Raw genomic sequence first — 22691 nt, 5'->3', positions numbered from 1 at the left:
GAGCAATAAAAAAGACTCAATAACCAGCCAATAAGACTGTTATTAAGTCAATTCAACAACTTTTTACTAAAAAACGAACAAAATTCTCACGACCAAAAAAAGGGAATAACACCCCCATAGGATTGCATTTTATAAAAAATGTTGTAAATCCCACTTGCACGATTATTCCCTCTCCTTCTCTTTAGTCGCGTTCATTTGTAGAAAATAATACCTAAATATTCGGTTTTTCGCAAGAGAAAATTTAATAAAAAGCGCTTGCAATTTTATAAAAAAATAAAAAGCCTGAAAAACAGACTTTTTATTTTAATTTTTACGCATTGTTGGTTTAATTGGATTGTTAGCCATATCAGTTCTAACAATTAAAACATCAGCTAAAGCATGTTGATTTACATATTCAGTAACTGAACCCATGAGCATTCTTTCAACAGCATTTAAACCTGTTGCCCCCATCACAATCAAATTATCTTTGTGGTCCTTAATAAAGTCATAAGAAATAATTCTCTTAGGGCTACCATAACGAATGTGGTAATCAATATCATCGAAGTTGAAGTTATCATGCGCCCACTTCTTCAAGCTCTTCAAATATTCTTCAGCATCTTGAGTCATTTGATAAATTGTATCACCAGAAATCAAAGTGTCTTGCATTTCGCCCATAAATTGACGAGTATCAATTACGTTCAAAATGTCAACATGCGCTTTATCAGTCATCGCAACCTTAACAGCTTTATCAAAAGCTCTTTCAGCTGATTCTGAGCCATCTACTGGTACTAAAATACTTTCTTTTGCCATATTCTATTTTCATCTCCTAATAATAATATCTGCTTACTTAAGTTTATTTTAGCATAATTTTGTAAGCTGTTACTTCCAAAATGTTTGTTTTAGCATAAGTTTGTTGGTACAATAATTCCAATTGTGAGAGTTTTGAGAGGAGGATTTTATTTTGAATGAAAAATTAACTAACCAATTAATTGGTGTAACAAGTGGTCGAAACTTCCGTGAACTTGGTGGTTATAAAACCATGTCTGGTAAGAAAATAAAGATGCATAAGCTTTTAAGAACAGGTAATTTAGCTGACCTTTCTCTACTTGATCTTGATTTTTTAAAAGATTATGGTGTTAAAACTATTATTGATTTTAGAAGTCAAGCTGAAGTAGATAAACAACCAGATCGTGTGCCAGAAGGGGCTAGATATGAATTTAATCCGGTCTTTAGTGAGGATTTAACTAATTCATCTAAGAGCATTACTGACTTAGAAAATCAATCAAAGCAGGATGCAGATTTTGGTTTTGACCATATGCTTTATGCTTATGAAGATATGATTGAAAGCGATTCTGCTAGAAAAGCCTACCGAAAATTCTTTGATGCACTTCTAGATAATGACAAAGATGATGAAGCATTAATTTTTCACTGTACAGCTGGTAAAGACAGAACAGGTTTTGGTGCTTTATTGATTCTTACTGCTCTTGGTGTGCCTCTTCAAACCATAAAAAAAGACTATTTGCTTACTAATATCACTACACATGATTTCATTGAAGGGCTAGTTGAACGAGAAAGAAAGCAAGGTAAGAATGAAAATACTCTGCAATCAATTCGTGATATTCAAAGCGTACGTCCTGAATATCTTGATCATGCTCTTAAAGTACTAAATGATAACTACGGTAGTATCAACAATTACTTGCGTGAAGTCATGAAACTTTCAAGCGCAGATATTATGAAACTACGTCAAATTTATTTAGAAGATTAAGTTAGAAACTGTCCAAAATTGGGCAGTTTTTCATTTCAGAATTTTTGTTCTAGAAATTCATAAATTGCTTCTGGATTTTCAAAATTTAAAAAATGACGCAATTCATCAGTGGGTGTTTCTCCTAAAAAGTCCATCACTTTGCTTAATAGCTGAGCTTGCCCATCTGGATGATTATCTAAGAGCATAAAAAGAAATTTTGCTTCTAATTTTTCACGAGGTTTTATCATATTGTGAAAAATCACCGGTGTTTTTAAAGCTACTGGCACTATTAAACTTGTATTTACAAATTCTCCTTCAGTATGAGGAATAGCAATATTCGGCAGATTTTCACCTAAAGTATTTAAAGTTAATCCCGTTGGAAAATTATGTTCACGATTAATAATATGTTCTAAAAAATTTCCTTTTACATAACCATTTACTAATAATTTGTCATATATTTTCTTTAATATTTCATCCTGATTGTCTCCATCCATCACATAGACAGCATTTTTATCAAAATAATTTTGTTTTATCATTTTATGTACTTTCCTTTAAAAAAATTTCTTGTTAATACACCCATTAGGCTAAAACAACAAGACTAAATTTTCAAATATTTTAATGTTAAAGTTATTTAAGTAAGTTTTGATTTTTTAGGAGAAAATATTATGACTAAAACAAAGACAGTTTATTTTGGTGCCGGTTGGTTTAGCGACAAGCAAAACAAGGCTTATAAAGAAGCCATGGAAGCTTTAAAAGAAAATCCCACAATCGATTTAGAAAATAGCTATGTACCTCTTCAAAATCAATATAAGGGTATTCGTGTTGATGAACATCCTGAATATTTGCATGATGTAGAATGGGCTGACGCTACTTACCATGGTGATCTCCTTGGAATTAAATCTAGTGATGTAATGATTGGTGTTTACATTCCTGAAGAAGAAGATGTTGGACTAGGTATGGAACTTGGTTATGCATTAAGCCAAGGTAAATTTATCTTGCTTGTAATCCCAGATGAAGATTATGGTAAGCCTATCAACTTAATGAGCTGGGGTGTTTGCGACAATGCAATTAAAATCAGCGAACTTAAGGATTACAACTTTAATCAACCACGTTATGGCTTTTACGATGGTGCCGTTTATTAATTAATAAACTCCTGCTGAAACTGCTCAAGGCGAGTTCGTCAGGAGTTTTTATTATATTTTTTAAACAAATTAAATGACCTTTCACTTAACTATCTAGTGAAAGGTCATCTCATATTATCATAAGTCATATATTAATCTTTCCGAATACCTATCAAGTGACTTTCTTTTATAAATATTGTTTCTATGCTCAATCAATAAATCTCGAGCCTCTTATGTAAAAAAATTAAGTCACTTTCGTCTCAACCATTGAGTTAATTTATTATGCCCATTGGTATCACAAGCCTTTCTAAATTACTAATAATTAAGCCTTTCTAGCCCATCGGAACTCATCCTCTCTTAACGTTCACTTCTTTTTCTTTACACTTATAATATATCAAATTTCTCCCATTTTGTAAAGCGCTTACATAAAAATATCTAATCTTTTTAGCCTAAGCATAATACAACAAAAACCGTTGATAATTTTGAGGTTCATATCAATCAAACCTTTATTATCAACGGTTTTTAATACTTAACTAGAAAATATTTCTTAATTTATAAAAATCAAAATAAATATGAAAATGCATATTAACAGTAATATTATTAAAAGAGTTTTTACAAAAATATTATGTATTTTTTGACTTTTAATAATTTCAACTATGCCATATGTTGCAACGTACATTGGAATTATATTTATCCATGTTTGTGGATGGTTAGTATTTTTTAATGTTAAATACGATAATACCGCTAAAATAATCCCATAGCCTAAAAATGAAATAACTTTTTTCATAATTGTTAAAAGTTTATTGAAAAGGCACTATTTTTTAGCTTTTTCAATTATTACGCCTTATATCTCGATTCACCATTTAAGTAAGTTTCACTCAATGTCATATCAGGATTCAAAATCAAGAAGTCAGCATCCCTATCCGGAGCAATAACACCACAATTATCCAAATGTGCGCTTTTTGCAGGAACATAACTTGCCATCATGACAGCTTTTTCAGGAGTAGTAATATTCCAATCAACCACATTCTTAACCCCATCTTTAAGCTGTAAAATACTTCCTGCTAAATTATCACCATCTTTTAAGCGTGCCATACCATCTTTTACATATACTGGTAATTCTCCTAACATATAATCACCATCTGGCATCATTCCTGCTTCCATACAATCAGTAATTAAGGCTACGTGTTCTGGTCCGACTGCATTGATTAAAGTCCGCACCATTGGCTCTTGCACATGATGACCATCACAGATAAGTTCATCAGTAACGTTGTTAAGTGCCATTGCCGCATTTGAAATAGTAGCTCCATGATGAGCTGGATCTGGCATCCCATTAAAAGTATGAGTAAACATGCTAGCTCCCGCTTCAATTCCGCGTACAGCTTCTTCAAAGCTTGCACTTGAGTGTCCTAATGCAACAACTACACCTTCTTTAGTTACTTCACGAATAAATTCAGCTGATCCTGGGCGCTCTGGTGCCATTGAGATTTTCTTAAGCATTCCATTAGAAGCACTGCGCCATTTATTAAATTCATCAACACTTGGATCCATCATATATTTAGGATTTTCTGCACCTGCATGTTCTTCTGTGAAAAATGGTCCTTCAAAGTGAATCCCTTTAATTTTAGCTCCGCTTTCTTCACCTTGATGCTGAGCAAACATTTCACAAATTTTTGTTAAAGTAGTACTTGCAGCGGTAATTGTGGTTGGCATCCAAGAAGTTACACCAGCACTTAAAAGGCCTTCAGAAATCTTATTGATTCCTTCCCAATCACTCTTCATCACATCTTCTTTTAAAGAACCATGAATGTGGGTATCAACATATCCAGGAGCAATCCACTTACCAGAATAATCAATAATCTTTCCATCTGGCTTATGATTATCTGGATAATAAAAACCAAACTTACCATCATCAACTTCTAAATAACCACCATTTTCAGTTCTATTTTTTAAGAAAAATTTGTCGGCATGAATATAATACTTCATAACTTTCTTCTTTCTACTTTCACAAGAAAACAATTCAAACTCAATTAATTATACTTCTATTTTATCTTAAAAAATTGGTCTTTACCAGTTTTAGAATAATTACTCAAAAAATTCTCACTTTTTGGTTATAATGGTAGTAATAAGTTTTAGAAGAAAGAAAGAATTATAATGCAAGATCAAGATATGCAAATAAAAAGACACCAATTAGGACAACTGGTTGGTGCTAATAAGCGCGACCATTATTATGAACTTCACTATTCAACAGGTGAGGTCGCTCGTCTTTACATTATTAGTGACGGGATCTTCCGTTATTTTTTAGATCCAAGTAAGAATTTTGACGAAAATCATACTTCATTTGTTGATTTATCTAAATTTGATAACCATTTATTCGAACAATCAAATCCTCGTGCCACAAGTGATTCTTTAATCATTCAATCAGGCAACTACCAGTTGATTTTTCAACAAAATCCAGCTGTTATGAGTATCTTTGATGAAACATTACACCATACTCGCTTAGTTCAAAAGAGTCCAATCGAAATTGGACAAGATGCCAGCGTAGAAATCCTTAACCAAAATAAAAACGAATTCTACTACGGTGGTGGGATGCAAAATGGCTATTTTAGTCATAAAGGACAAAATATTAAAATTAAGCGTGATCAAATAAAAGGAAAAGGCGGTGTATTAACTCAAGTTCCATTCTTTTGGTCAAATGCTGGCTTTGGAGAGCTTAGAAATACAACTGCTGTGGGTAAGTACGATTTTGGCAAGTTTGAAAACGGCACTACCATGTTAGCTCATAGAACTAACATTTTCGATAATTTCTATATCATTGGTGATTCACCTAAAGATATTTTAAAAAAATACTACCTCTTAACAGGTAAGCCTATGCTTTTACCAAAATACGCTTTAGATTTAGGTTATGCGGGTAATTTCTTAACGACTATGTGGAAGCCAAGTGTTGCTAGAGACCGTAGTGCTGAAGAATACGAAGACAACAATTATTATGTTCAAACTTATTCAGCAGATGAAGCTAGTGGCAAATCATCTTTAAATGGTGAGGATCAATATCAATTTTCAGCTCGTGCTATGATCGACCGTTTCCATCGTTTCCATTTTCCACTTGGGTGGTTTATTCCAAACTATGGAAATCAAGATGTAGATGATGAAGCAATTAATAACTTCAATAGCTATGCAATCTCACAAAAAGTTCAACCTGGTCTTTGGACTAATGATGCTCAACTTCCTGCTACAACTTCATTTGTGGCAACTAATACTAGCGACAGTGACTTACTCCAACAAGATACCCAAATTCTTGATGATAACATTAAACAAACTCGTCCATTAATCTTATCAACAACCGGCAATAGCGGTAGTCAAAAGAACTCTGCAATTGCTTTTGGAGATATTGGAGGAAATTGGAAAAATATTGCTACTCAAGTAGCTGGTTTTATGGGATCAAATTTATCAGGCCAACCAATTTTAGGTAGTGCAGTTGATGGAACTGAAGGCGGAGGAAACGCACAAATTTCAATTCGTGACTTCGAATGGAAATCTTTCACTCCTCTACTCTTTAGTTTAGATAATCAAGGCAAATTTAGTAAAACGCCTTTTGCTTATAACTCTAAAATGACTCGCATTAATCGCGCTTACCTCACTTTGCGCAAACAATTGAGCAATTATCTTTACTCTCTCATGTATACAGCTCAAGACGGCGAGCCAATTATGAGACCATTTTTCATTGATTTTCCTCAAGAGCAAGTCAATTATACTGAACAAGTTGGGAACGAATTTATGCTTGGACCTAATTTATTAATTGCTCCAATTACTAATGGTCGTGAAGATGGAAGTGGCGATAGCCGTAAAGATAATCTTTATTTACCAAACCATCGTACAATGTGGGTCGATCTTTTTACTGGAAAGAAGTTCCTTGGCGGACGCGTATTTAATAAACTATCATATCCAATTTGGCACTTACCAGTATTTGTACGAGGAGGCGCAATTTTTGATATTGGAGAGCGTAATTTTGTACTTTATCCTCAAGGAAAGAGCAGTTTTACCTTCTTTGATGATAATGGATCAATTGACTATGCTCATAGCCATAGTGAAACTAAAATTTCATCAAATCTTGAATCTGGCAAACTAACAATTAATATTGAACCAGTTGTGGGTGATTTCACAAAGATGGAAACTCACCAAACTACTAACTTAAATATTATGTGTGATTCTTATCCAGATCGAGTAAATGTTAAAATTAACGATCAAGATATCCCAATGCAGGAATATGGCACCGTTGATACATTTGCTCATGCAAAAGAAGGATACTTCTTCAATACTAACTACAACTGGACCCCACAATTCAGTGATTATCAAACTGAAAAACAGATTGCCCTACAAATCAAACTCGCAAATCGTGATATTACTGACTCTAAAATTGAAATAGAAATTCAAAACTTTAATTATGGAAGCAGCACCTTAGTTCATGCAATCACTGATTCACTCTTACGCTCACCAAAACAACCAATGATTGACCAAACTAAAACGAGTGCCCATTCTTTAACTGTTTCCTGGCCTCAATTAACTGATCGCGTACAAATTGAAGTTAATGGTTTACTTTATGATGGTATTGATGGCGATAACTTTACTTTCCATGAATTAACGCCAAATACACGCTATGTGATGCGCTTGCGTTATGTAGCTGGTAATAAAGTATCTGAATGGTCAGATCCATTTGGAGCAAAAACTAAACCTGATTCTTTAGAATATGCAATTAATAATGTACGCGTTAATAGTAATTTTGAAAGTGAAGGTCACCATCCACTTAGCTATTTAACAGATCTTAAGCTTGCTAGTGAATGGAAGACATTAGATGAAGTAAATGAAAATAATCCTTTAACTCTAACATTTACTTTCAACAAACTTGAAAAATTAAGTAGAATGGTCTTTGTTCCACGTAATATTGACCATGATAGTGACCCTACTGAAGTGAGCTTAGAGATCTCCACCGATGGAGAAACCTTCACTCCTTATGGTGAACGTCTATCTTGGAAAGCTGATAGCAAGAATAAGGTTGTTGGCTTAAGAGACGTTAAGGCTAAAGCAGTTAGATTGATTGTTTATAAATCTAGTGGCAAAAAAGTTGCTGGTAGAGAAGTATTATTCTTCCGTGATAAAAATGCATTAGATTAATTAAAGTTATACAAAATAAACGACTCTAGAAGTTCTAGAGTCGTTTATTTATTACACTATATAATTTATAATTCTTCTTTTAACCACTCAAGACTTAAGCTAAACCATTTGGCATCATGTGGATTATCTTGACTCTCGCGTCCTCTTTCAACTACTTCAGGACGTGCCAAAGAAAAACCATGTCCACCTTTAGTAAAAAGGTGAGCTTCACACTTTACTTGATTTGCATAAAGTGCACGAATATATTCAATAGAGTTAGAAATCAATACAATTGGATCATCCCATGCTTGAAAAATAAACGTAGCAGGTGTTTCACGTGAAACACCTAAAGCAGTATCACGCAGTTTTGCATCTGATGGTAGTTCTTTTTCTGCGCCCTCAGGCATCGCAAAACCTAACTGATCTATATTTATTAAAGGATAACCCAAAATAGTTTTATTAGGTAAAACTTCTTTTGAAATATAGCCGTATTTTTCAGCAAACTCGTCATTATTTGCCATATAATTTGCACTGCTTGCCACATGACCGCCTGCAGAAAATCCAATTGTTATTATTTTTTGTGGATCAATATTATATTTATCTGCGTTATCACGATAGTACTTCACTGTAGTGAGCACATCTAAACCTGCATCCGGATAAATAGTTCCTGGATCTTGTACTAAGTTATAATCCATTACTACGGCATTATATCCATGGGATAAATAAGCTAAAGCCACTGGCTCACCTTCACGCTTTGATAAGTGGTCAAAGCTCCCTCCAGGAATAACAATCATTAGCGGCTTTTTTTGTTCAATTAATTGAGGATTGATATCTAAAGTATAAGTATGAATATTAAATTTACGCCCATTAAAATTAGTTAGAGTTAGATTTTCTACTTTCATGTTTTTTCTCACTTTCATGTTTTTCCATTCCTTTTGTCAAAAAAATGGTCGAAAGAGGAACGGTTAAAATTACTCCTATTAAAGAGTACATAATTATCAATGCTTCATTTACAAATAATTTTTCATTTAATACTTCACCAAGAGTGTAGTTAAGTCGATAATACCATAAAAATAAAGATAAGAAACTACCGAACATCCCAAATAAAATAGTGTTCATTGCTGTTCCTAAAACATCATTTCCGATTGCATTACCGCTTGCCATCAAATTCTTACGGCTAATATCAGGATTATGCTTTTTTATTTCTAGCAATCCCGAACTCATGGCAACAGCAGCTTCAGCAATTGCACCAAGTGCTGAAAAAATAGCTACCGCTACTGCAATCATACCATAATTAAGTCCCGGCATTTGTGAAAGTCCAACTAACACTTCCCCAGCTTCTGGTCCAAGACCTGCAGCTTGTGCTAGCCACTGACAACCAATAATTAAGACGCAAACAATTAAACACACCAAAAACGATGAATAAAAGGAATTTTTAGCAACAGTATAATCATGGGTGCCTAAAAAGATAATCGTAGCGAGCTTTAAAGGTATAAAAATTAAAATTAGAATGGGAATATTAATTCCCCAAGAAATAAGCATTGCCACTAAAATTAATAGTAAAGTGTTTATTAATACACTAAAAAAACTTCTAATTCCAGTTTCTCCACCAATAATTGTCATCAAAATTGCTAACACAATAATTAATGCAGTTAATGTGCTCATATTTTTTACCTCCAGTCCCACTTTTTACCTTTAAGAAACAGCAAACTGCATCCCGTAGCAAATACTACAGTTAAAACAATCCCAATCGCTGAAATGACACTTTGAGTTGCACCTAAGGATAAAGTAAACCCAAAGGCAGACCCCAAAGTATTATTATCACGCAAATAAAGGATTAACATTGGCAATTCTTCAGCGATAAAAATCAAAACTAAAACATTAATAAGTGGTCCCATAATTTCTTGTCCCATAGTTCGCCCACTTTTAATTAATTGCTGAACGGTAATATCTTTCTTAGTTTGTACAAGTTCATAAAGACTAGATACAATATCAGTTGCTTCATCCATTACAGCTCCTAAGATTCCTAACATGCTTTGTGCCAAAAAAATCCCACGTGGATCTTGGGTTGCATAATCTCCAGTCTCATATTTCATTTCACTTTCACCAGTAAGCTTCATAATTACATAACAAAGTGCAAACGAAATAAATACACCCAATAATGTTGCTAACCACGTTGCTAGCATTTTTTTATTCAAACCTTGTACAATTAACAAACTGACAAATGAAAAAACTACATCAGCTAAACCAAATATTAAAATAATTTGTGTTCCATTGAGTTTTACGTCTAATAAAATTACAGCATAAAAGATTATCCAACTTAATGCCATTGAAACTAGCAACGCAACTGTATGTTTACCTGCCATTAAAATCATTAGAAAAATAGTCAGTGTCAACACCAAAACTAATACCCAATCTCTTTTTGGGTTAACTAAAGTTAAATTACCTTTTTTAAAGTGAACAAAAACTCGCTGACCAGCACGATATTTTTGAGTAACCAATTGTGATGGATAGTATACATTTTTTTCTATGAAAGTCTTACCTTGGTATTTTCCAGATAAAATTTTTAAATGAAGTGTCTGTTCTCTAGTTTGATCTTCATTACCATAAACATCCTTGTTCTTCTCAATAAGTTTATCTTTTATTTGTTTATCTATAACGATTGCAACATCATCTTTTTGATAAATATTTTTAGCAAAATAAGTACATGCTGTTAGCGCTAATCCTAAAACTAATGCAAAAAAAGCAATTATATAGCGTATCTTTTTCTTCTTCATATTTCCTCCCTAAATTACACTTATTCACTGTAGACAAAAAACGGCTTAATTAAAAGCCGTTTTTCAAAATTTAACTAATTTGAAATTATTATTTGATTATTTTATATTACAAATTCAAAAATCTTTGCCACCAGTGCTTTTTAACCACTGGTACTTGCATGTCTTCAAGAGTACGGTGAACGTTAGCAGTAGCACGCTTTTTAGCATTTTCTTTTGCTTTAGCTAGAATTTCATGTGAATCTTCTTTTTCTTGAGATTCATCTTTAACTGAAGTTGAATCATCTTGTTTTCTATCTTCAATCAAATTTTCCTTAGCATCAGGCAGAGCTTTAACTTCTTCTTTATTTGGAGATTCAAGTTGCTTTTGTGCTTCAATTAAATCTTTATTCTGCTTTTCAATCCGTGTTAATTGCTTTTGCAAATCTTCAATTGCTTGATTCTGGTTGGCAATTGTTCTTTGCAAAGTATTAAGAAGTCTAACCACTTCCTGTGTATCCATTACATCAGTTGGTATGGTTTCTTCTTTTTCCTTTTCAACACGATTTTTATCAGTGATTTTTTTCTCACTTACTGCAAAAATCTGACGAGCAGCTTCTTGTAAAGTTAAGCCATTATTTTTAGATAATTTATGGAAATCATCCAAGTCTTTGATATCTTTTTTAGAATAAAGACGCGCTTTTTGCTTAGTTCTTTCATAATATTCTGCATTACCCGTCACTTTTTCAACAATTAGTGAATACTTTCTTAAAGTCGCAACGCTAATTCCAAGTTCTTTAGCTGCAGCTGCCGGAGCTGCTAATTCTTCAAACTCATGCTTATTACTAGTCATTCATTCCTCCATTAATGTTTAATCATGCTTGTGAAGCAAAGTCTTTTTGTGGTTATAGCGTTCAATTCCAGCTTCAATCAAGCGTGTAATTAAGTCAGTGTAAGGAACACCTATTTCTTCAAACAATTTTGGATACATGCTAATATTAGTGAAGCCAGGAAGAGCATTAACTTCTGTTAGGACAACTCGACCATCTTCTGTAAGCATAGAGTCAATTCTTGCCATACCAGAACATTCAGTAATTTGGTAAACTTTTAAAGCATTTGAGCGAACAGTTTCTACAATGTCTTCTGGTAAATCTGCAGGAATTTGAAGCTTAGAAGTTGAATCATCATCATATTTATTTTCATAAGTATAGAATGAACCTTTAGCATTAGTAATTTGACCAACACCTGCTACAATTGGGTCGTCATTTCCTAAAACAGCAGTTTCAACTTCACTACCGTGAACAGTTTCTTCAACTAATACCTTATCATCATACTTAAATGCTTCTTCTAAAGCCTTCTTGTATTCTTCGGCATTAGTTACGTGACTTACTCCAACTGAGGAACCTTGATTTGATGGCTTAACAAATAAGTCACCACCAAGTTTTTCACTAACTTTACTATAATTTAACTTATTATTAGTTTTATCGTTGTATTCTGAACGTTTGATGGAAATCCAATCAGCAACTGGAACTCCTACACGTTGGGCTAAAATCTTAGTGAACTCCTTATCCATAGTAACAGCAGCAGCTAAGACATCGTCACCAACAAAAGGTTTATCTAAAACTCTAAATAAACCTTGAAGACTACCATCTTCACCAAGATTACCATGAACAATTGGGAAGAAAACATCAAGTTCAGGTAAATTAGCAAGTTCAATTAGTTTTGAAATGTTATTAACTTTGTATGGGTCCTGAACTTGATAAGTTGGATCTTCTAAAACTTTGAAAGATTCTTCCTCATTTGCAAAGTATCCTTCATTGGTGATCCAGATTGGATGTACATCAAATTTATCCTTATCAATTGCCTTGTAAATATTACGACCTGATACAATTGATACTTCATATTCAGAAGAATTACCACCGAATATTAATCCGACTTGTGTTTTTTCAGTCATTTGTTTTTACCTCGTTAATTATTGTTACTAACCTCTTAATTATACGCAATTAACGAGATAATAGTTAAAAAAACTGAAAACATTTTTATTATAAAGCCCTTTCAGTGTAGGGTATAATAAAGTTAGAGAAGAAAAGAGGAGATTATATGATATTTAAAAAATTCACACTCGCTGCAGCACTTGTCTTGTTAGCAGCTCCCCTCAGTATAAATACCGCTCAAGCTGCTACTTTTTCAACTGGTGAAATAAAACAGGTTCATCACTTTCAGCATGAGTATGCAAATCTCAATAAGAAAAATTATAATGTTTCTAATATTTATGCCAAAACCCCTCACCTTACCAAAAAGTTCAAAGTAGGCCAAATAGCTGATAAGTATGCTGACAGTCAATTAGATTATATTAATTATTATCGAAGTCTTTTTGGACTTACATCAATTACTGAAAATAAACTAGCCCAAAAAAATGCCCAAAAAACAGCTGCTGTGATGGCCGCAATTAATGCAAATCCTTTTGTTAATCAACATGGTTTGCCCAATGAAACCAAGCCTAATTATGTAAGTAAATCTATGTGGAAAGTTGCTCAAGATACATCTGAAACTTCTAACTTGAACTTCAATGTAAGTGACCAATCCGCCGGGGATGTTATCACAGATTTAGTTACTGATCATTACAATCTTTCAGGCTCTGATACTGGTCACCGAGCTTGGATTTTATCTAGCCGCCTTTCAACAACTGGAGTAGGAGCCGCTTATGGGTCTAATGGTTACCGCTATTCTGTACAAAAAGTATTAAATGTTGACGATTTATTCCGTGATTCAAGTCAGCCAATTGTAGCTTATCCATCAAGCGGAGTTTTTCCAATAGAATTAGCTAAGGGAAAAAATGTTGCTTGGTCACTTTACTTATCAGATAAAACAGTGAAAAATACTCCAGAAATTACAATCACTGATTTAGATACTAAAAAGAATTATAAGGCTGCAAATATCGAAAATTACAGCTCTTCTGGTTATGGTAACTTTAAGACAATTCTTACCTATTCTCCAGATAAGACTCCTATTATTGCAGGTCACCAATATCAAGTTAAAATCGGTAACGTTTATACTTACAAATTCAAATTATTTAAACAAGATACCACCACAGAAGCTACGACGACCCCAACAGCTGCTATTGCTACTCCAAAGCCACGCACTTATCAATATGTTTCAGCACAACAGCGTGACACTAAGATGAAGTCAGGTGTTTTACTTCAAGGAGAAAAATCGTGGGCTACCTTAAGTTCCAAAAACGACACAACTAGCCAGCAACCACAAAATTACTTCGATATTTTAAAGAAGGGTCAGTGGCATCGTAATTTTTTTATGAAGAATCCTCTCTACTAACCATGATAAAAAGATAAAAAAAGAAGAGTTTTTGAAACTCTTCTTTTTCATTTCTTATAAAACTTTAGACAAGAAATCTTTTGCACGAGATGACTTAGGATGTTCAAAAATTTCCTTAGGAGTTCCTTTTTCTTGTAGATATCCATCAGCCATAAACCAAATCTCATCTGCAACTTCACGCGCAAAACCCATTTCGTGAGTTACTACAACCATTGTCATGCCACTTTCTGCTAAATCTTGCATGGTTTTTAAAACTTCCCCCACCATTTCAGGGTCAAGCGCACTCGTAGGTTCATCAAATAGCATTACTTCTGGCTTCATCGCCAGAGCTCTTGCAATAGCTACACGTTGCTGTTGACCACCTGATAAACTAGCCGGATATTGTTTTGCTCGATCACGTAAGCCAACTTTTTCTAATAATTTTAATCCTGTTTCTTCAGCTTCTTGCTCACTTACTCCTTTAACTTTCATGGGAGCTAATTTTATATTTTCAATGACGTTCATATTTGGAAATAGATTAAATCCTTGGAAAACCATTCCCATCTTTTCACGAAGTTCATCTAATTGTTTGCCATCTTTTAATTTAGCAAGATCTGTACCATCAAAAACAATCTGACCATCTGTAGGTGTTTCAAGAACATTTAAACATCTTAAAAATGTACTTTTCCCCGAACCCGAAGGACCAATAATACAAATTACTTGCCCTTTATTTACTGTTGCAGAAATATCCTTTAAAACTTCATTTTTGCCAAAAGTTTTCTTAAGATGGTCAATTTCTATCATTTTAGTCATTGTGCTTCATCTTCCTTTCAAAGAAATTCAAAATTCTTGATAAAGTAAAGGTCATAATGAAGTAAATAATCATCGCTATAAACAATGGCAATACTCCACGATAAGTTGAAGTTTGAATAAGTTCTGTTTGATACATTAATTCACTTACCCCAATTACAGATACAAGTGAACTGTCTTTCAAAAGAGTGATGAACTCATTTCCTAAAGCTGGCCAAATATTCTTAAGGGCTTGCGGAATAATTACATACCGATATGCTTTAGCTTGACTTAAGCCCAGAGACCTTGCAGCTTCAGTTTGCCCTTTAGCAATCGAACTAATTCCTGATCGAATGTCTTCTGCAACATAGGCACCTGAATTAAGTCCAATGGCAATAATACCAGCAACTACTGCAGATAAATTAGAAATCAAAGCTCCTACTCCAAAGTAAACAAATAAAATTTGTACCATTTGAGGAGTCCCACGAATAAACTCAATATAAGCCACAGAAATTGCATGTAGTACTTTATTTTTAGAAAGACGCATTAATGCCAATACAATCCCCAGCACAATACCAATAATTACTGAAAAAATTGTAATTATAATAGTATAACCAATTCCTTTAATAAAATATGGTACATATTTCATCATTGTATTAGTTTTTTGAGTAGCTTGCATGTATTTTGCAGCTTCTGGTAAATATTTTTTATCAATTAAATTTTCTTTTTGAACACGATTGATAGTTTTATTAACTGCTTTTACTAAACCAGTTTGTCCTTTTGCGATTGCTACAGCGTTTCCCGCTTGTTGTTCACGTAAATCACTTCTAACAGCAATCACATTTTTATTATTTTGTGCATAAGCCTTGGCTGTCATTTCTTCCAATACCAGACCTGCAACTTTATTTGATTGCAGTGCCAAAACTAAGTTATTAATTTTTCCAAGTCCTTTTACTTTGGATTTTTTCATTTGGCTTTCAATTAAATTATATTGAATACTACCAGTTTGGGCTCCGACAGTTTGACCGCTAAAGTCCTTAATTTTTTTATATTTATTCTGATCTCTTTTATTAATTAAGAAATATTCACCACTTGGTTTGTAATATATTTTAGAGAAATCTACACTTTGTTTTCTTTCAGCAGTTGGAGTCATTGCTGAAATAACCATATCTACTTTTCCAGTTTCCAAAGCAACCAATAATGAATCAAAACTCATATTCTTAATTACAAGTTTTGCACCTAAGTCCTTAGCAATATCACGTGCTAATTCAATATCTACCCCAACATACTTAGTTTTTCCATTATCACTAGTAGTAAATTCTAGTGGGGGATAATCTGCGGAAGTTCCTACAACTAATTTCTTTGACTTTTTCACTTTCTGCAAAACAGAATTCTCTGCAACTTTACTATCTGCATGAACGGGGGTGCTCATGGGTAATAATGTTGCAAAAATCATCATAATTGCCAGAAATATACTAATTATTTTTGATTTTTTCACATTCTCCACCTACTGCTAAATTAAAGAAAAATTAAACTATTTTATTAGTATATCTAGGAATAAGTTTTTTTGCAACAAAAAACTGAGACATCAGTCTCAGTCTTCATTAATTACTAGTTGAAGTTATCTGCCATGGAATAGCACATAATATATAGATAATTACACCTACAATTACAAATTCAAGAAAAATACTGCTGCTAATTTCCATTAAATAGCCTAGACCACCCAAACTTTCTACGTTAAAAATGACAGGAATAATTGCCAAAATACCAGCAATAATAATTATCCAAAAACCACTCCACATCCCTGAAGCTGTAATAGAATGGATTAAATCTTTAGTTGTTTTTTGGGTTTTCATATCACTAATTAAAGAAAACATGGTAATAATTGTAACAATTATAATCACAATATTAACAACAAACAGTAATGCAGCAATATTTGCACCTAAAGTAACAATATTTAAGTTAAAAGCCTGAATCACCGCATAAATTGCATTGCTACCCTCTTTTTTCAGCTTACTCTGCACTCTTTGTGCTTCACTAGATGAGCCTTTATCAATGTTAAGATTTATATCATGCAGAATTTGTTTTGCTAATTTTTTATTATCAACTTTAAACCAATGCAAGCCTAATGAATAATCAATTATATGATCTGCAATGGGCTGAGTTTGCTGGATAGTAAGCAAGTTAGAATTTTCATCATGGCTTGCTCCGATAATATCTGCTAAATCATTAAAATGGCTATCAACTTGTCGGACAACAACTACTTGATTATTACTAGTTCGAATTTGACTTTTCATAAAAAAAGGATTCAAAAATGTAGTAGTAATCATACTTAATGCCGCAATCAAAAATATTAAAAAAGCTAAAATTCTTTTATAATGCGTATTCTGCTCTTGACCTTGTCTTCTTAAATCGGCCCTTGAGCCATCAACCATAGCTAAATTCCCCTTTTAGCTGATAATTTCTTTGCCCTCGTCAAACATTGTATCGATTGCACGATGAACATTTTCCATATCAGCTGATTTAATAATATCGTGACCTTCTTTAAGAGCTTCATCAATTTCATCAGATGAACAATGAAGGAAACTATACATCAAAGTACCAACTGCATAATCTGCTAAGTTTTCAGCAGTTAAATGATGCTTCTTACGATCACGATAAAGACGACCAATTCCTGTAGTTACAAAAGCAATACCGGATTCAATCTCATCTGTATTTGAATCAGCTTCATCAAAGAAGTGATAATTTTGAAGCCAATTGTAAAGCATATTTCCCCAAGTGTCTAGAGATTCATTGCTTGAAAATACTTCAGAAATAATTCTATCTAAACCGTCATCATGCATCCCCAAGTTAACAATGGTATAAATAAAGGCTTTAGTTTGGGCATATGGAGCCTTACCTTCTTCTACTGGATAATATGTATTCACTTCTTGACTTAATGTGTTAAACAAATTATGAACAATATCAGTAGTAAGCTTTGCCTTATGAGGATAATATGATTGAAGTAGTGATTTTGAAATACCTGACTTTTCTGCAATCATTTGTAAAGAAATATTATCCATACCATTTTCACGAATCAATCGGAAAGTATTTCCTAAAATGATTCTACGTCTTGTCATATTTTTGCGTCTAGCCATATTCTATCCTTTCATTCTTAACTCTATACGTTTTTACTTCATTATATCAACTAATTCATCTATATGAATAGTCAAATGCATAATTTTTTAATAAAAAATAACCCCCAACGTAATAGGGATTATTCTCGCAAATCTGTAATTATTGCCTTATTTTAGACGATTTTGTTCATCAAAAATTTGGTGGATTGAACGGTCATTATAAACATAATCAATACCACGAGCAAGTAATTGGTCAACAGAAATACGAACCATTCTGTCTGGGTAACGACTGTGCTTGATAGTGTCTGTTACTACAATTTGTTCAATTGGCAATTCATTAAGCACTTCTGTAGCATCTTTTGATAAAAGTGCATGAGTTGCGGCAACGTAAACTTTCTTAGCACCAGCAGCTAAAACTGACTTAGTTGATGCAGCAATACGGGAACCCGTATCAATTAAATCATCAACAATAATACATTTCTTTCCTTTAACGTCCCCAATCATATCGTGAACGTCAGTATCATAACGAGCGCCTCTTTGGTCTACAATTGCAATAGGAGCGTCAAAATATTGACCAAAGTTTCTAGCAAGTTTAGCACCTGAGTGATCTGGTGAAACAACTACAATATCGTCATCTTCCTTAACTGCAATACCGTTATCTAAGAAGTATTGTGCAAGAAGTGGCATAGCATGTAAATGATCTACAGGAACATTATAAAATCCTTGAATTTGTGAAGCATGGAGATCGACTGCAATAAGACGATCCATACCAGTTAATTGAAGCAAGTTTGCAATAAGCTTAGCAGTAATTGGTTCACGTGAACGAGTCTTAGTATCTGAACGTGAATATGCTAAATATGGAATTACAACGTTAACAGTATGTGCTGAAGCACGATGTAATGCATCAAGCACAATTTCAAGTTCCATAAAGTTTTCGTTAACTGGGTCTTGAATTGATTGAATTACGAAAACATCGCAACCTCTGACACTTTCACCGATATTAACTTGAATTTCACCATCACTAAAATGGTGTACGGCTGTTTCAATAAGCGGTTTATGCAAAATTGATGCAATCTTTTCGTTTAAGGCTGGATTTCCGCCTAAACCAATAACCTTCATTGGATGCAATAATTGATGAAGTTCTTCCTTGTCCATAGCTACCTCTTTTAAATAAAAATCATATACAACACTATTATAAACAAAAACTTTCCTAAAAGCTTGTAAAAGAAGAAAAAATCTAATTAATTGTTTCTAACCTTGAGTTAATCATTTACAAAAGTCCTTAATCAAGTCAAGTAATTTTAAGCTTTTAACGGCATAGCTATCATGAGTTTGCCGCGGCATTAGAATCAAGCGTCCATTTTCCATAAATTGACTATACCATCTAACATGTTCAACTTTAACCCAATCCTTTTCACCAACTACACATAACGTAGGAATCACTATTCTTTTAATAGAATCTTCTGACATAAAACTTTCTGTCAATTCTACCCTACTATCACGATCAAGCTTAAAGAAACGGTGAAAACCTTCAGTTAAATAATGGTAGGGACGAATTCCTGCTCCATTTACAAAAACACCCGCAACAATCATTTTTTTAAACAAATGTTGATACTTGCTGGCAAGCATCATTGCCACAAGTCCCCCTGCATCAAATCCAAAGCAATAACATCCTTCTAGGTGAAGCTGTTTAATAAAAGTATATATATCTTCTACTTCAGTCTGGTAATGCTCTGCACTTTCACCTTCACTTAAGCCATGTCCTCTCATATCTACCACATACACAGTATAGTAAAGAGATAATGGCGATATTAACTTATCAAACATTCCTCCATCAAGATGATGCCCATGCAATAGTAATAAAGGTTCACCTTTTCCTAACTTATGGTAATAAAGTTCAACTCCATTAACTTTTTCTTTCATTATTGTTACCTTCACTAATTAACTTACTGCTGCTTTGATTTTTTTGGACTTTTTTTCCCCTAATTAAACTCTTTAAAATTTGCTTCCATACAATATAATTTGCCTTAATATTATCTGGAACCATCTTAAAATTAAATTTATGAACCATACTATCATCGCGCTGCCAGTAATGGTAAAGCGGTACAGCATTAAAATAAAACCCATCAGTTTCAGAGATGTATTTCACATTAAAAATCTGATCTTCCATGAAAGCAAGACCTTCTACAAATTCCAAACCAAATTTGCGCACAACTGCAGTTTTATAACCCTTATTCCAAGTATAGCCTTTTACAGTTGAATTAAAAATATTCGTCATCTTGCCATAAGTGCGCACTTTCGATAATTCACCTTCTGCTGGACTACCTACCACATGGTTTTGGCGATGAGGTGAATCAATAAAATAGCCGCAACTTACCATTGCTACATTGGGATGATTGTGAAAAGCGCGCACAAAAAAATCAGTATAACCAGGTTCAACCCAGTCATCCCCATCATGAAAAGTAAAATATGGGGTATCTACATTTTCCATTCCAACATTTCGGGCATCAGAAAGACCACCATTAGCTTTATTAATAATTTTCATATGGCGAAACTTATTACGATATGATTCTGCCACACTAGCTGTCTTATCTTTAGAACCATCGTTAACAATCAATAATTTAAAATTTGAATCAGTTTGATTAGCCAAATGATCAAGTGCTTTACTTAAATATTTTTCCATATTGTAAACCGGCATAATGACGGTTAATTCAGGTTGCTCTTGCATATATAATTTCTCTCCTCACATTGTTTATTATTATAACATCTATTTAAAACTAAAGGTATTTCTGCTCGTTAGGCAAATATTAAGTCTTCCTTAGCTATAGTTCATAGACTTGACGAATTCCTAAGTTATGCGAGTATAATGGGGTGCATAATAATTAAGGAGAAAAATCTAATGAAGAAAACTATTACATTTTTAACTATATTTTTGGCTACTACAGTCGCGTTTTTTAATTTTTCAAAAACTGCCCTAGCTATAGATGCTGATACTCCTGTAGTTACTTTAGGAACTTCACTTACTGACAGTCAAAAAGAAGGTACTCTTAAAGTATTGACAGCTCCTTTAAACGGCGCCAATTATCAAACTATTACTGTTACGGGAAATGATTTAGTTAAATATCTCAATCCATCAGGTGATAATTTCACTACCGCATCTGGCGTATGGTCTAGCGCAATGATACAAAAAGCAAGCAAGGGTAGTGGTATTAATGTCAAAATTTTGGATTATAACGGTCAAAATAATATTACAACAATTACCGCTAATCAGTATAAAAATGCAGCTTTAACAGCTGGTATTGAAGATGCTAACATTTATGTTACTAGCGCTCGTCCAATAGACGGTTCAGGAGCTTTGGCTGGAATTTATGCAGCTTATGCCAAAAATGGTAATGCCTTAAATCAAAAACAAGTTAATGCTGCTCAAGATGAAATGGGCACATTAAGTACTATTAATAAAGAAAATAAAAATAAAGATGGTTATAGCGACGCTCAACTTAATAATGCAGTTGCAGGGGCTAAAAACGAAATGACAAAAATTGGCAACAATATTTCTGACAGTCAAATTCGAGATATTGTAAATAATCAAATCAAAATCAACCATTTAGGTGATACCATTAACAATAATCAAAAAAATCAAATTATTAATGTTTTAATTGAAGTGCGTGATTCTGGAGCATTAAAGAATGGCAACTTCAAAGAACAAGCTTCAAAATTATCTCAAAAAATCCAAGCTGGAGCTAAAGGTATTTTTGATAAATTCAACACTCCAGAAAATCGCAATTGGTTTCAACAAATTTGGGATTCAATCGTTAATTTCTTTAAAGGATTATTTGGTGGAATAATTCTTATAAGATAATATTTCCCAGGAAATAAAAAGGACAAATGATAAATTTGCCCTTTTTTTACTATTCATTTTTATCCATGTATTCATTAAGCAAGCTATCAACATATTCATTACCCGCTTGACCTGCGTGTCCTTTTACCCATTGGAATTCCATATTAGGGAAATTAGGAACTAGTTGATCAATTTCCTGCCACAACTCTTTATTAAGAAGCGGACCATTAGCTTTTTTCCAGCCTCGTTTTTTCCAACCTGACATCCATTCAGTAGTTCCATTGATTACATACTGAGAATCTAAGCAAAACAAGATTTTTTCTTCATTGAAACCTAATTCGATAATTTTTTTCATAGCATTAATAAAGGCTGTCATTTCCATCTTGTTATTGGTTGCACCCAGTTCTCCACCAGCACCATCAATTTTTTTGTCATTATATTCAATTAAGTATGCCCAAGCAGCTTTATCAGTTTTTGCAACTTTGCCGCCCTTCTTGCTAGCACCAGTATTTCTTGAGCCACCATCTGTATAAACTGTAGCGTAATAGTCTGAATTTTGAATTGCCTCTTCTTTAAACATATCTAGTTTTTTCTCCTTTATGTTATTCACAGAATTAGCAGGCTGATTTTTAATATTTTTACTAGCTAATTTTACTTTTTCGATTGCATTTTTCAAGTTATCTTCAGCACGTTGCATGACTTCTTGCTTTTCTTCTTGAGTCCAATCCATATAACTTGTAGCATCAGTGATTTTTTCAAATGATTTATATTCTGCTCCACTAAAACCGTCCACTTGAGCTTTAGCTTCCACCCAAGTTCGATATATTCCTGGTATTCTTCCTTTTTTTACAGCATAGAACTTCAAATTTAGTTGTCCTTTCTAAACAA

21 protein-coding genes are annotated in these 22691 nt (G+C 33.4%); 5 read left to right on the top strand and 16 right to left on the bottom strand.

Features of this window, described 5'->3' with window-relative positions:
• Window positions 1–303: 303 nt before the first annotated feature.
• Entirely contained in the window at window positions 304–789 is a 486-nt protein-coding gene (locus FOD82_RS00810; RefSeq protein ID WP_144354617.1) for a universal stress protein, read from the bottom strand.
• A 151-nt stretch (window positions 790–940) separates the two neighbouring features.
• On the opposite strand from FOD82_RS00810, the gene FOD82_RS00805 reads away from it, so the two are divergent.
• Complete coding sequence (locus tag FOD82_RS00805) at window positions 941–1744, top strand: tyrosine-protein phosphatase (RefSeq protein ID WP_144354616.1); 804 nt, start codon at window positions 941–943, stop codon at window positions 1742–1744.
• A 35-nt stretch (window positions 1745–1779) separates the two neighbouring features.
• Here FOD82_RS00805 and FOD82_RS00800 read toward each other — a convergent pair whose 3' ends face one another.
• Window positions 1780–2259 (bottom strand): PTS sugar transporter subunit IIA, encoded by a 480-nt coding sequence (locus FOD82_RS00800; RefSeq protein WP_144354615.1) that lies wholly within the window; start codon window positions 2257–2259, stop codon window positions 1780–1782.
• A gap of 129 nt (window positions 2260–2388) precedes the next feature.
• Between FOD82_RS00800 and FOD82_RS00795 the strand changes: the two genes are divergently transcribed.
• Window positions 2389–2865, top strand: coding sequence for a nucleoside 2-deoxyribosyltransferase (locus tag FOD82_RS00795; RefSeq protein ID WP_144354614.1), 477 nt, complete (start codon window positions 2389–2391; stop codon window positions 2863–2865).
• Window positions 2866–3681: 816 nt separating this feature from the next.
• On the opposite strand, the gene nagA is transcribed toward FOD82_RS00795, so the two are convergent.
• Complete coding sequence (nagA, locus tag FOD82_RS00790; RefSeq protein ID WP_144354613.1) at window positions 3682–4830, bottom strand: N-acetylglucosamine-6-phosphate deacetylase; 1149 nt, start codon at window positions 4828–4830, stop codon at window positions 3682–3684.
• A gap of 168 nt (window positions 4831–4998) precedes the next feature.
• Between nagA and FOD82_RS00785 the strand changes: the two genes are divergently transcribed.
• Window positions 4999–8016, top strand: a complete 3018-nt coding sequence (locus FOD82_RS00785; protein WP_242450186.1) for a TIM-barrel domain-containing protein — start codon at window positions 4999–5001, stop codon at window positions 8014–8016.
• 65 nt (window positions 8017–8081) lie between these two features.
• On the opposite strand, the gene FOD82_RS00780 is transcribed toward FOD82_RS00785, so the two are convergent.
• From FOD82_RS00780 to FOD82_RS00760, 5 genes are all read right to left on the bottom strand, one after another.
• Window positions 8082–8897: an alpha/beta hydrolase gene (locus tag FOD82_RS00780; protein ID WP_144354612.1), complete on the bottom strand. Its 816-nt coding sequence runs from the start codon at window positions 8895–8897 to the stop codon at window positions 8082–8084.
• Entirely contained in the window at window positions 8869–9660 is a 792-nt protein-coding gene (locus FOD82_RS00775) for a YibE/F family protein (RefSeq protein ID WP_144354611.1), read from the bottom strand. Before FOD82_RS00775 ends, FOD82_RS00780 begins: the two co-directional genes overlap by 29 nt.
• 5 nt (window positions 9661–9665) lie before the next feature.
• Window positions 9666–10772: a YibE/F family protein gene (locus tag FOD82_RS00770; RefSeq protein WP_144354610.1), complete on the bottom strand. Its 1107-nt coding sequence runs from the start codon at window positions 10770–10772 to the stop codon at window positions 9666–9668.
• Window positions 10773–10878: 106 nt separating this feature from the next.
• The gene (locus tag FOD82_RS00765) at window positions 10879–11601 is read right to left on the bottom strand and encodes a transcriptional regulator (protein ID WP_144354609.1); all 723 of its coding nucleotides are present in this window, start codon (window positions 11599–11601) and stop codon (window positions 10879–10881) included.
• A gap of 18 nt (window positions 11602–11619) precedes the next feature.
• Window positions 11620–12702: a D-alanine--D-alanine ligase family protein gene (locus FOD82_RS00760; RefSeq protein WP_144354608.1), complete on the bottom strand. Its 1083-nt coding sequence runs from the start codon at window positions 12700–12702 to the stop codon at window positions 11620–11622.
• 146 nt (window positions 12703–12848) lie between these two features.
• Between FOD82_RS00760 and FOD82_RS00755 the strand changes: the two genes are divergently transcribed.
• Entirely contained in the window at window positions 12849–14081 is a 1233-nt protein-coding gene (locus tag FOD82_RS00755) for a CAP domain-containing protein (protein ID WP_144354607.1), read from the top strand.
• 54 nt (window positions 14082–14135) lie between these two features.
• Here FOD82_RS00755 and FOD82_RS00750 read toward each other — a convergent pair whose 3' ends face one another.
• From FOD82_RS00750 to FOD82_RS00720, 7 genes are all read right to left on the bottom strand, one after another.
• Window positions 14136–14873, bottom strand: a complete 738-nt coding sequence (locus FOD82_RS00750) for an amino acid ABC transporter ATP-binding protein (protein ID WP_144354606.1) — start codon at window positions 14871–14873, stop codon at window positions 14136–14138.
• A complete protein-coding gene (locus FOD82_RS00745) occupies window positions 14866–16347 on the bottom strand; it encodes an ABC transporter substrate-binding protein/permease (RefSeq protein ID WP_144354605.1) in 1482 nt (493 codons plus the stop codon). Before FOD82_RS00745 ends, FOD82_RS00750 begins: the two co-directional genes overlap by 8 nt.
• Window positions 16348–16453: 106 nt before the next feature.
• Window positions 16454–17284, bottom strand: a complete 831-nt coding sequence (locus FOD82_RS00740; RefSeq protein WP_144354604.1) for a hypothetical protein — start codon at window positions 17282–17284, stop codon at window positions 16454–16456.
• 15 nt (window positions 17285–17299) lie between these two features.
• On the bottom strand, window positions 17300–17986 hold the full coding sequence (locus tag FOD82_RS00735; protein ID WP_144354603.1) for a TetR/AcrR family transcriptional regulator: 687 nt from the start codon (window positions 17984–17986) through the stop codon (window positions 17300–17302).
• A 147-nt stretch (window positions 17987–18133) separates the two neighbouring features.
• Complete coding sequence (locus FOD82_RS00730) at window positions 18134–19120, bottom strand: ribose-phosphate diphosphokinase (protein ID WP_144354602.1); 987 nt, start codon at window positions 19118–19120, stop codon at window positions 18134–18136.
• 111 nt (window positions 19121–19231) lie between these two features.
• Window positions 19232–19888 (bottom strand): alpha/beta hydrolase, encoded by a 657-nt coding sequence (locus FOD82_RS00725; protein ID WP_144354601.1) that lies wholly within the window; start codon window positions 19886–19888, stop codon window positions 19232–19234.
• Window positions 19872–20693: a glycosyltransferase family A protein gene (locus FOD82_RS00720; protein WP_144354600.1), complete on the bottom strand. Its 822-nt coding sequence runs from the start codon at window positions 20691–20693 to the stop codon at window positions 19872–19874. Before FOD82_RS00720 ends, FOD82_RS00725 begins: the two co-directional genes overlap by 17 nt.
• Before the next feature lie 171 nt (window positions 20694–20864).
• Here FOD82_RS00720 and FOD82_RS00715 point away from each other — a divergent pair, with 171 nt between their 5' ends.
• The gene (locus FOD82_RS00715) at window positions 20865–21824 is read left to right on the top strand and encodes a DUF1002 domain-containing protein (RefSeq protein WP_144354599.1); all 960 of its coding nucleotides are present in this window, start codon (window positions 20865–20867) and stop codon (window positions 21822–21824) included.
• A gap of 49 nt (window positions 21825–21873) precedes the next feature.
• Here FOD82_RS00715 and FOD82_RS00710 read toward each other — a convergent pair whose 3' ends face one another.
• Window positions 21874–22668: a ribonuclease H family protein gene (locus tag FOD82_RS00710; protein WP_144354598.1), complete on the bottom strand. Its 795-nt coding sequence runs from the start codon at window positions 22666–22668 to the stop codon at window positions 21874–21876.
• Window positions 22669–22691 lie beyond the last annotated feature (23 nt).

The sequence above is a fragment of the Lactobacillus sp. LL6 genome (assembly GCF_007570935.1).
GTDB lineage: Bacteria > Bacillota > Bacilli > Lactobacillales > Lactobacillaceae > Lactobacillus.
The sequence above is the reverse complement of the archived record's forward strand: the minus strand, read 5'-3'. Positions and strand labels throughout refer to the sequence as shown.

What these genes read in the sequence shown, in the direction of transcription:
- FOD82_RS00770 (WP_144354610.1), bottom strand. Translation starts at nt 10,772, where the DNA reads ATGAAGAAGAAAAAGATACGCTATATAATTGCTTTTTTTGCATTAGTT.
- FOD82_RS00735 (WP_144354603.1), bottom strand. Translation starts at nt 17,986, where the DNA reads ATGGCTAGACGCAAAAATATGACAAGACGTAGAATCATTTTAGGAAAT.
- FOD82_RS00785 (WP_242450186.1), top strand. Translation starts at nt 4,999, where the DNA reads ATGCAAGATCAAGATATGCAAATAAAAAGACACCAATTAGGACAACTG.
- FOD82_RS00760 (WP_144354608.1), bottom strand. Translation starts at nt 12,702, where the DNA reads ATGACTGAAAAAACACAAGTCGGATTAATATTCGGTGGTAATTCTTCT.
- FOD82_RS00775 (WP_144354611.1), bottom strand. Translation starts at nt 9,660, where the DNA reads ATGAGCACATTAACTGCATTAATTATTGTGTTAGCAATTTTGATGACA.
- FOD82_RS00720 (WP_144354600.1), bottom strand. Translation starts at nt 20,693, where the DNA reads ATGCAAGAGCAACCTGAATTAACCGTCATTATGCCGGTTTACAATATG.
- FOD82_RS00725 (WP_144354601.1), bottom strand. Translation starts at nt 19,888, where the DNA reads ATGAAAGAAAAAGTTAATGGAGTTGAACTTTATTACCATAAGTTAGGA.
- FOD82_RS00810 (WP_144354617.1), bottom strand. Translation starts at nt 789, where the DNA reads ATGGCAAAAGAAAGTATTTTAGTACCAGTAGATGGCTCAGAATCAGCT.
- FOD82_RS00715 (WP_144354599.1), top strand. Translation starts at nt 20,865, where the DNA reads ATGAAGAAAACTATTACATTTTTAACTATATTTTTGGCTACTACAGTC.
- FOD82_RS00780 (WP_144354612.1), bottom strand. Translation starts at nt 8,897, where the DNA reads ATGAAAGTAGAAAATCTAACTCTAACTAATTTTAATGGGCGTAAATTT.
- FOD82_RS00765 (WP_144354609.1), bottom strand. Translation starts at nt 11,601, where the DNA reads ATGACTAGTAATAAGCATGAGTTTGAAGAATTAGCAGCTCCGGCAGCT.
- nagA (WP_144354613.1), bottom strand. Translation starts at nt 4,830, where the DNA reads ATGAAGTATTATATTCATGCCGACAAATTTTTCTTAAAAAATAGAACT.
- FOD82_RS00730 (WP_144354602.1), bottom strand. Translation starts at nt 19,120, where the DNA reads ATGGACAAGGAAGAACTTCATCAATTATTGCATCCAATGAAGGTTATT.
- FOD82_RS00755 (WP_144354607.1), top strand. Translation starts at nt 12,849, where the DNA reads ATGATATTTAAAAAATTCACACTCGCTGCAGCACTTGTCTTGTTAGCA.
- FOD82_RS00795 (WP_144354614.1), top strand. Translation starts at nt 2,389, where the DNA reads ATGACTAAAACAAAGACAGTTTATTTTGGTGCCGGTTGGTTTAGCGAC.
- FOD82_RS00740 (WP_144354604.1), bottom strand. Translation starts at nt 17,284, where the DNA reads ATGGTTGATGGCTCAAGGGCCGATTTAAGAAGACAAGGTCAAGAGCAG.
- FOD82_RS00800 (WP_144354615.1), bottom strand. Translation starts at nt 2,259, where the DNA reads ATGATAAAACAAAATTATTTTGATAAAAATGCTGTCTATGTGATGGAT.
- FOD82_RS00750 (WP_144354606.1), bottom strand. Translation starts at nt 14,873, where the DNA reads ATGACTAAAATGATAGAAATTGACCATCTTAAGAAAACTTTTGGCAAA.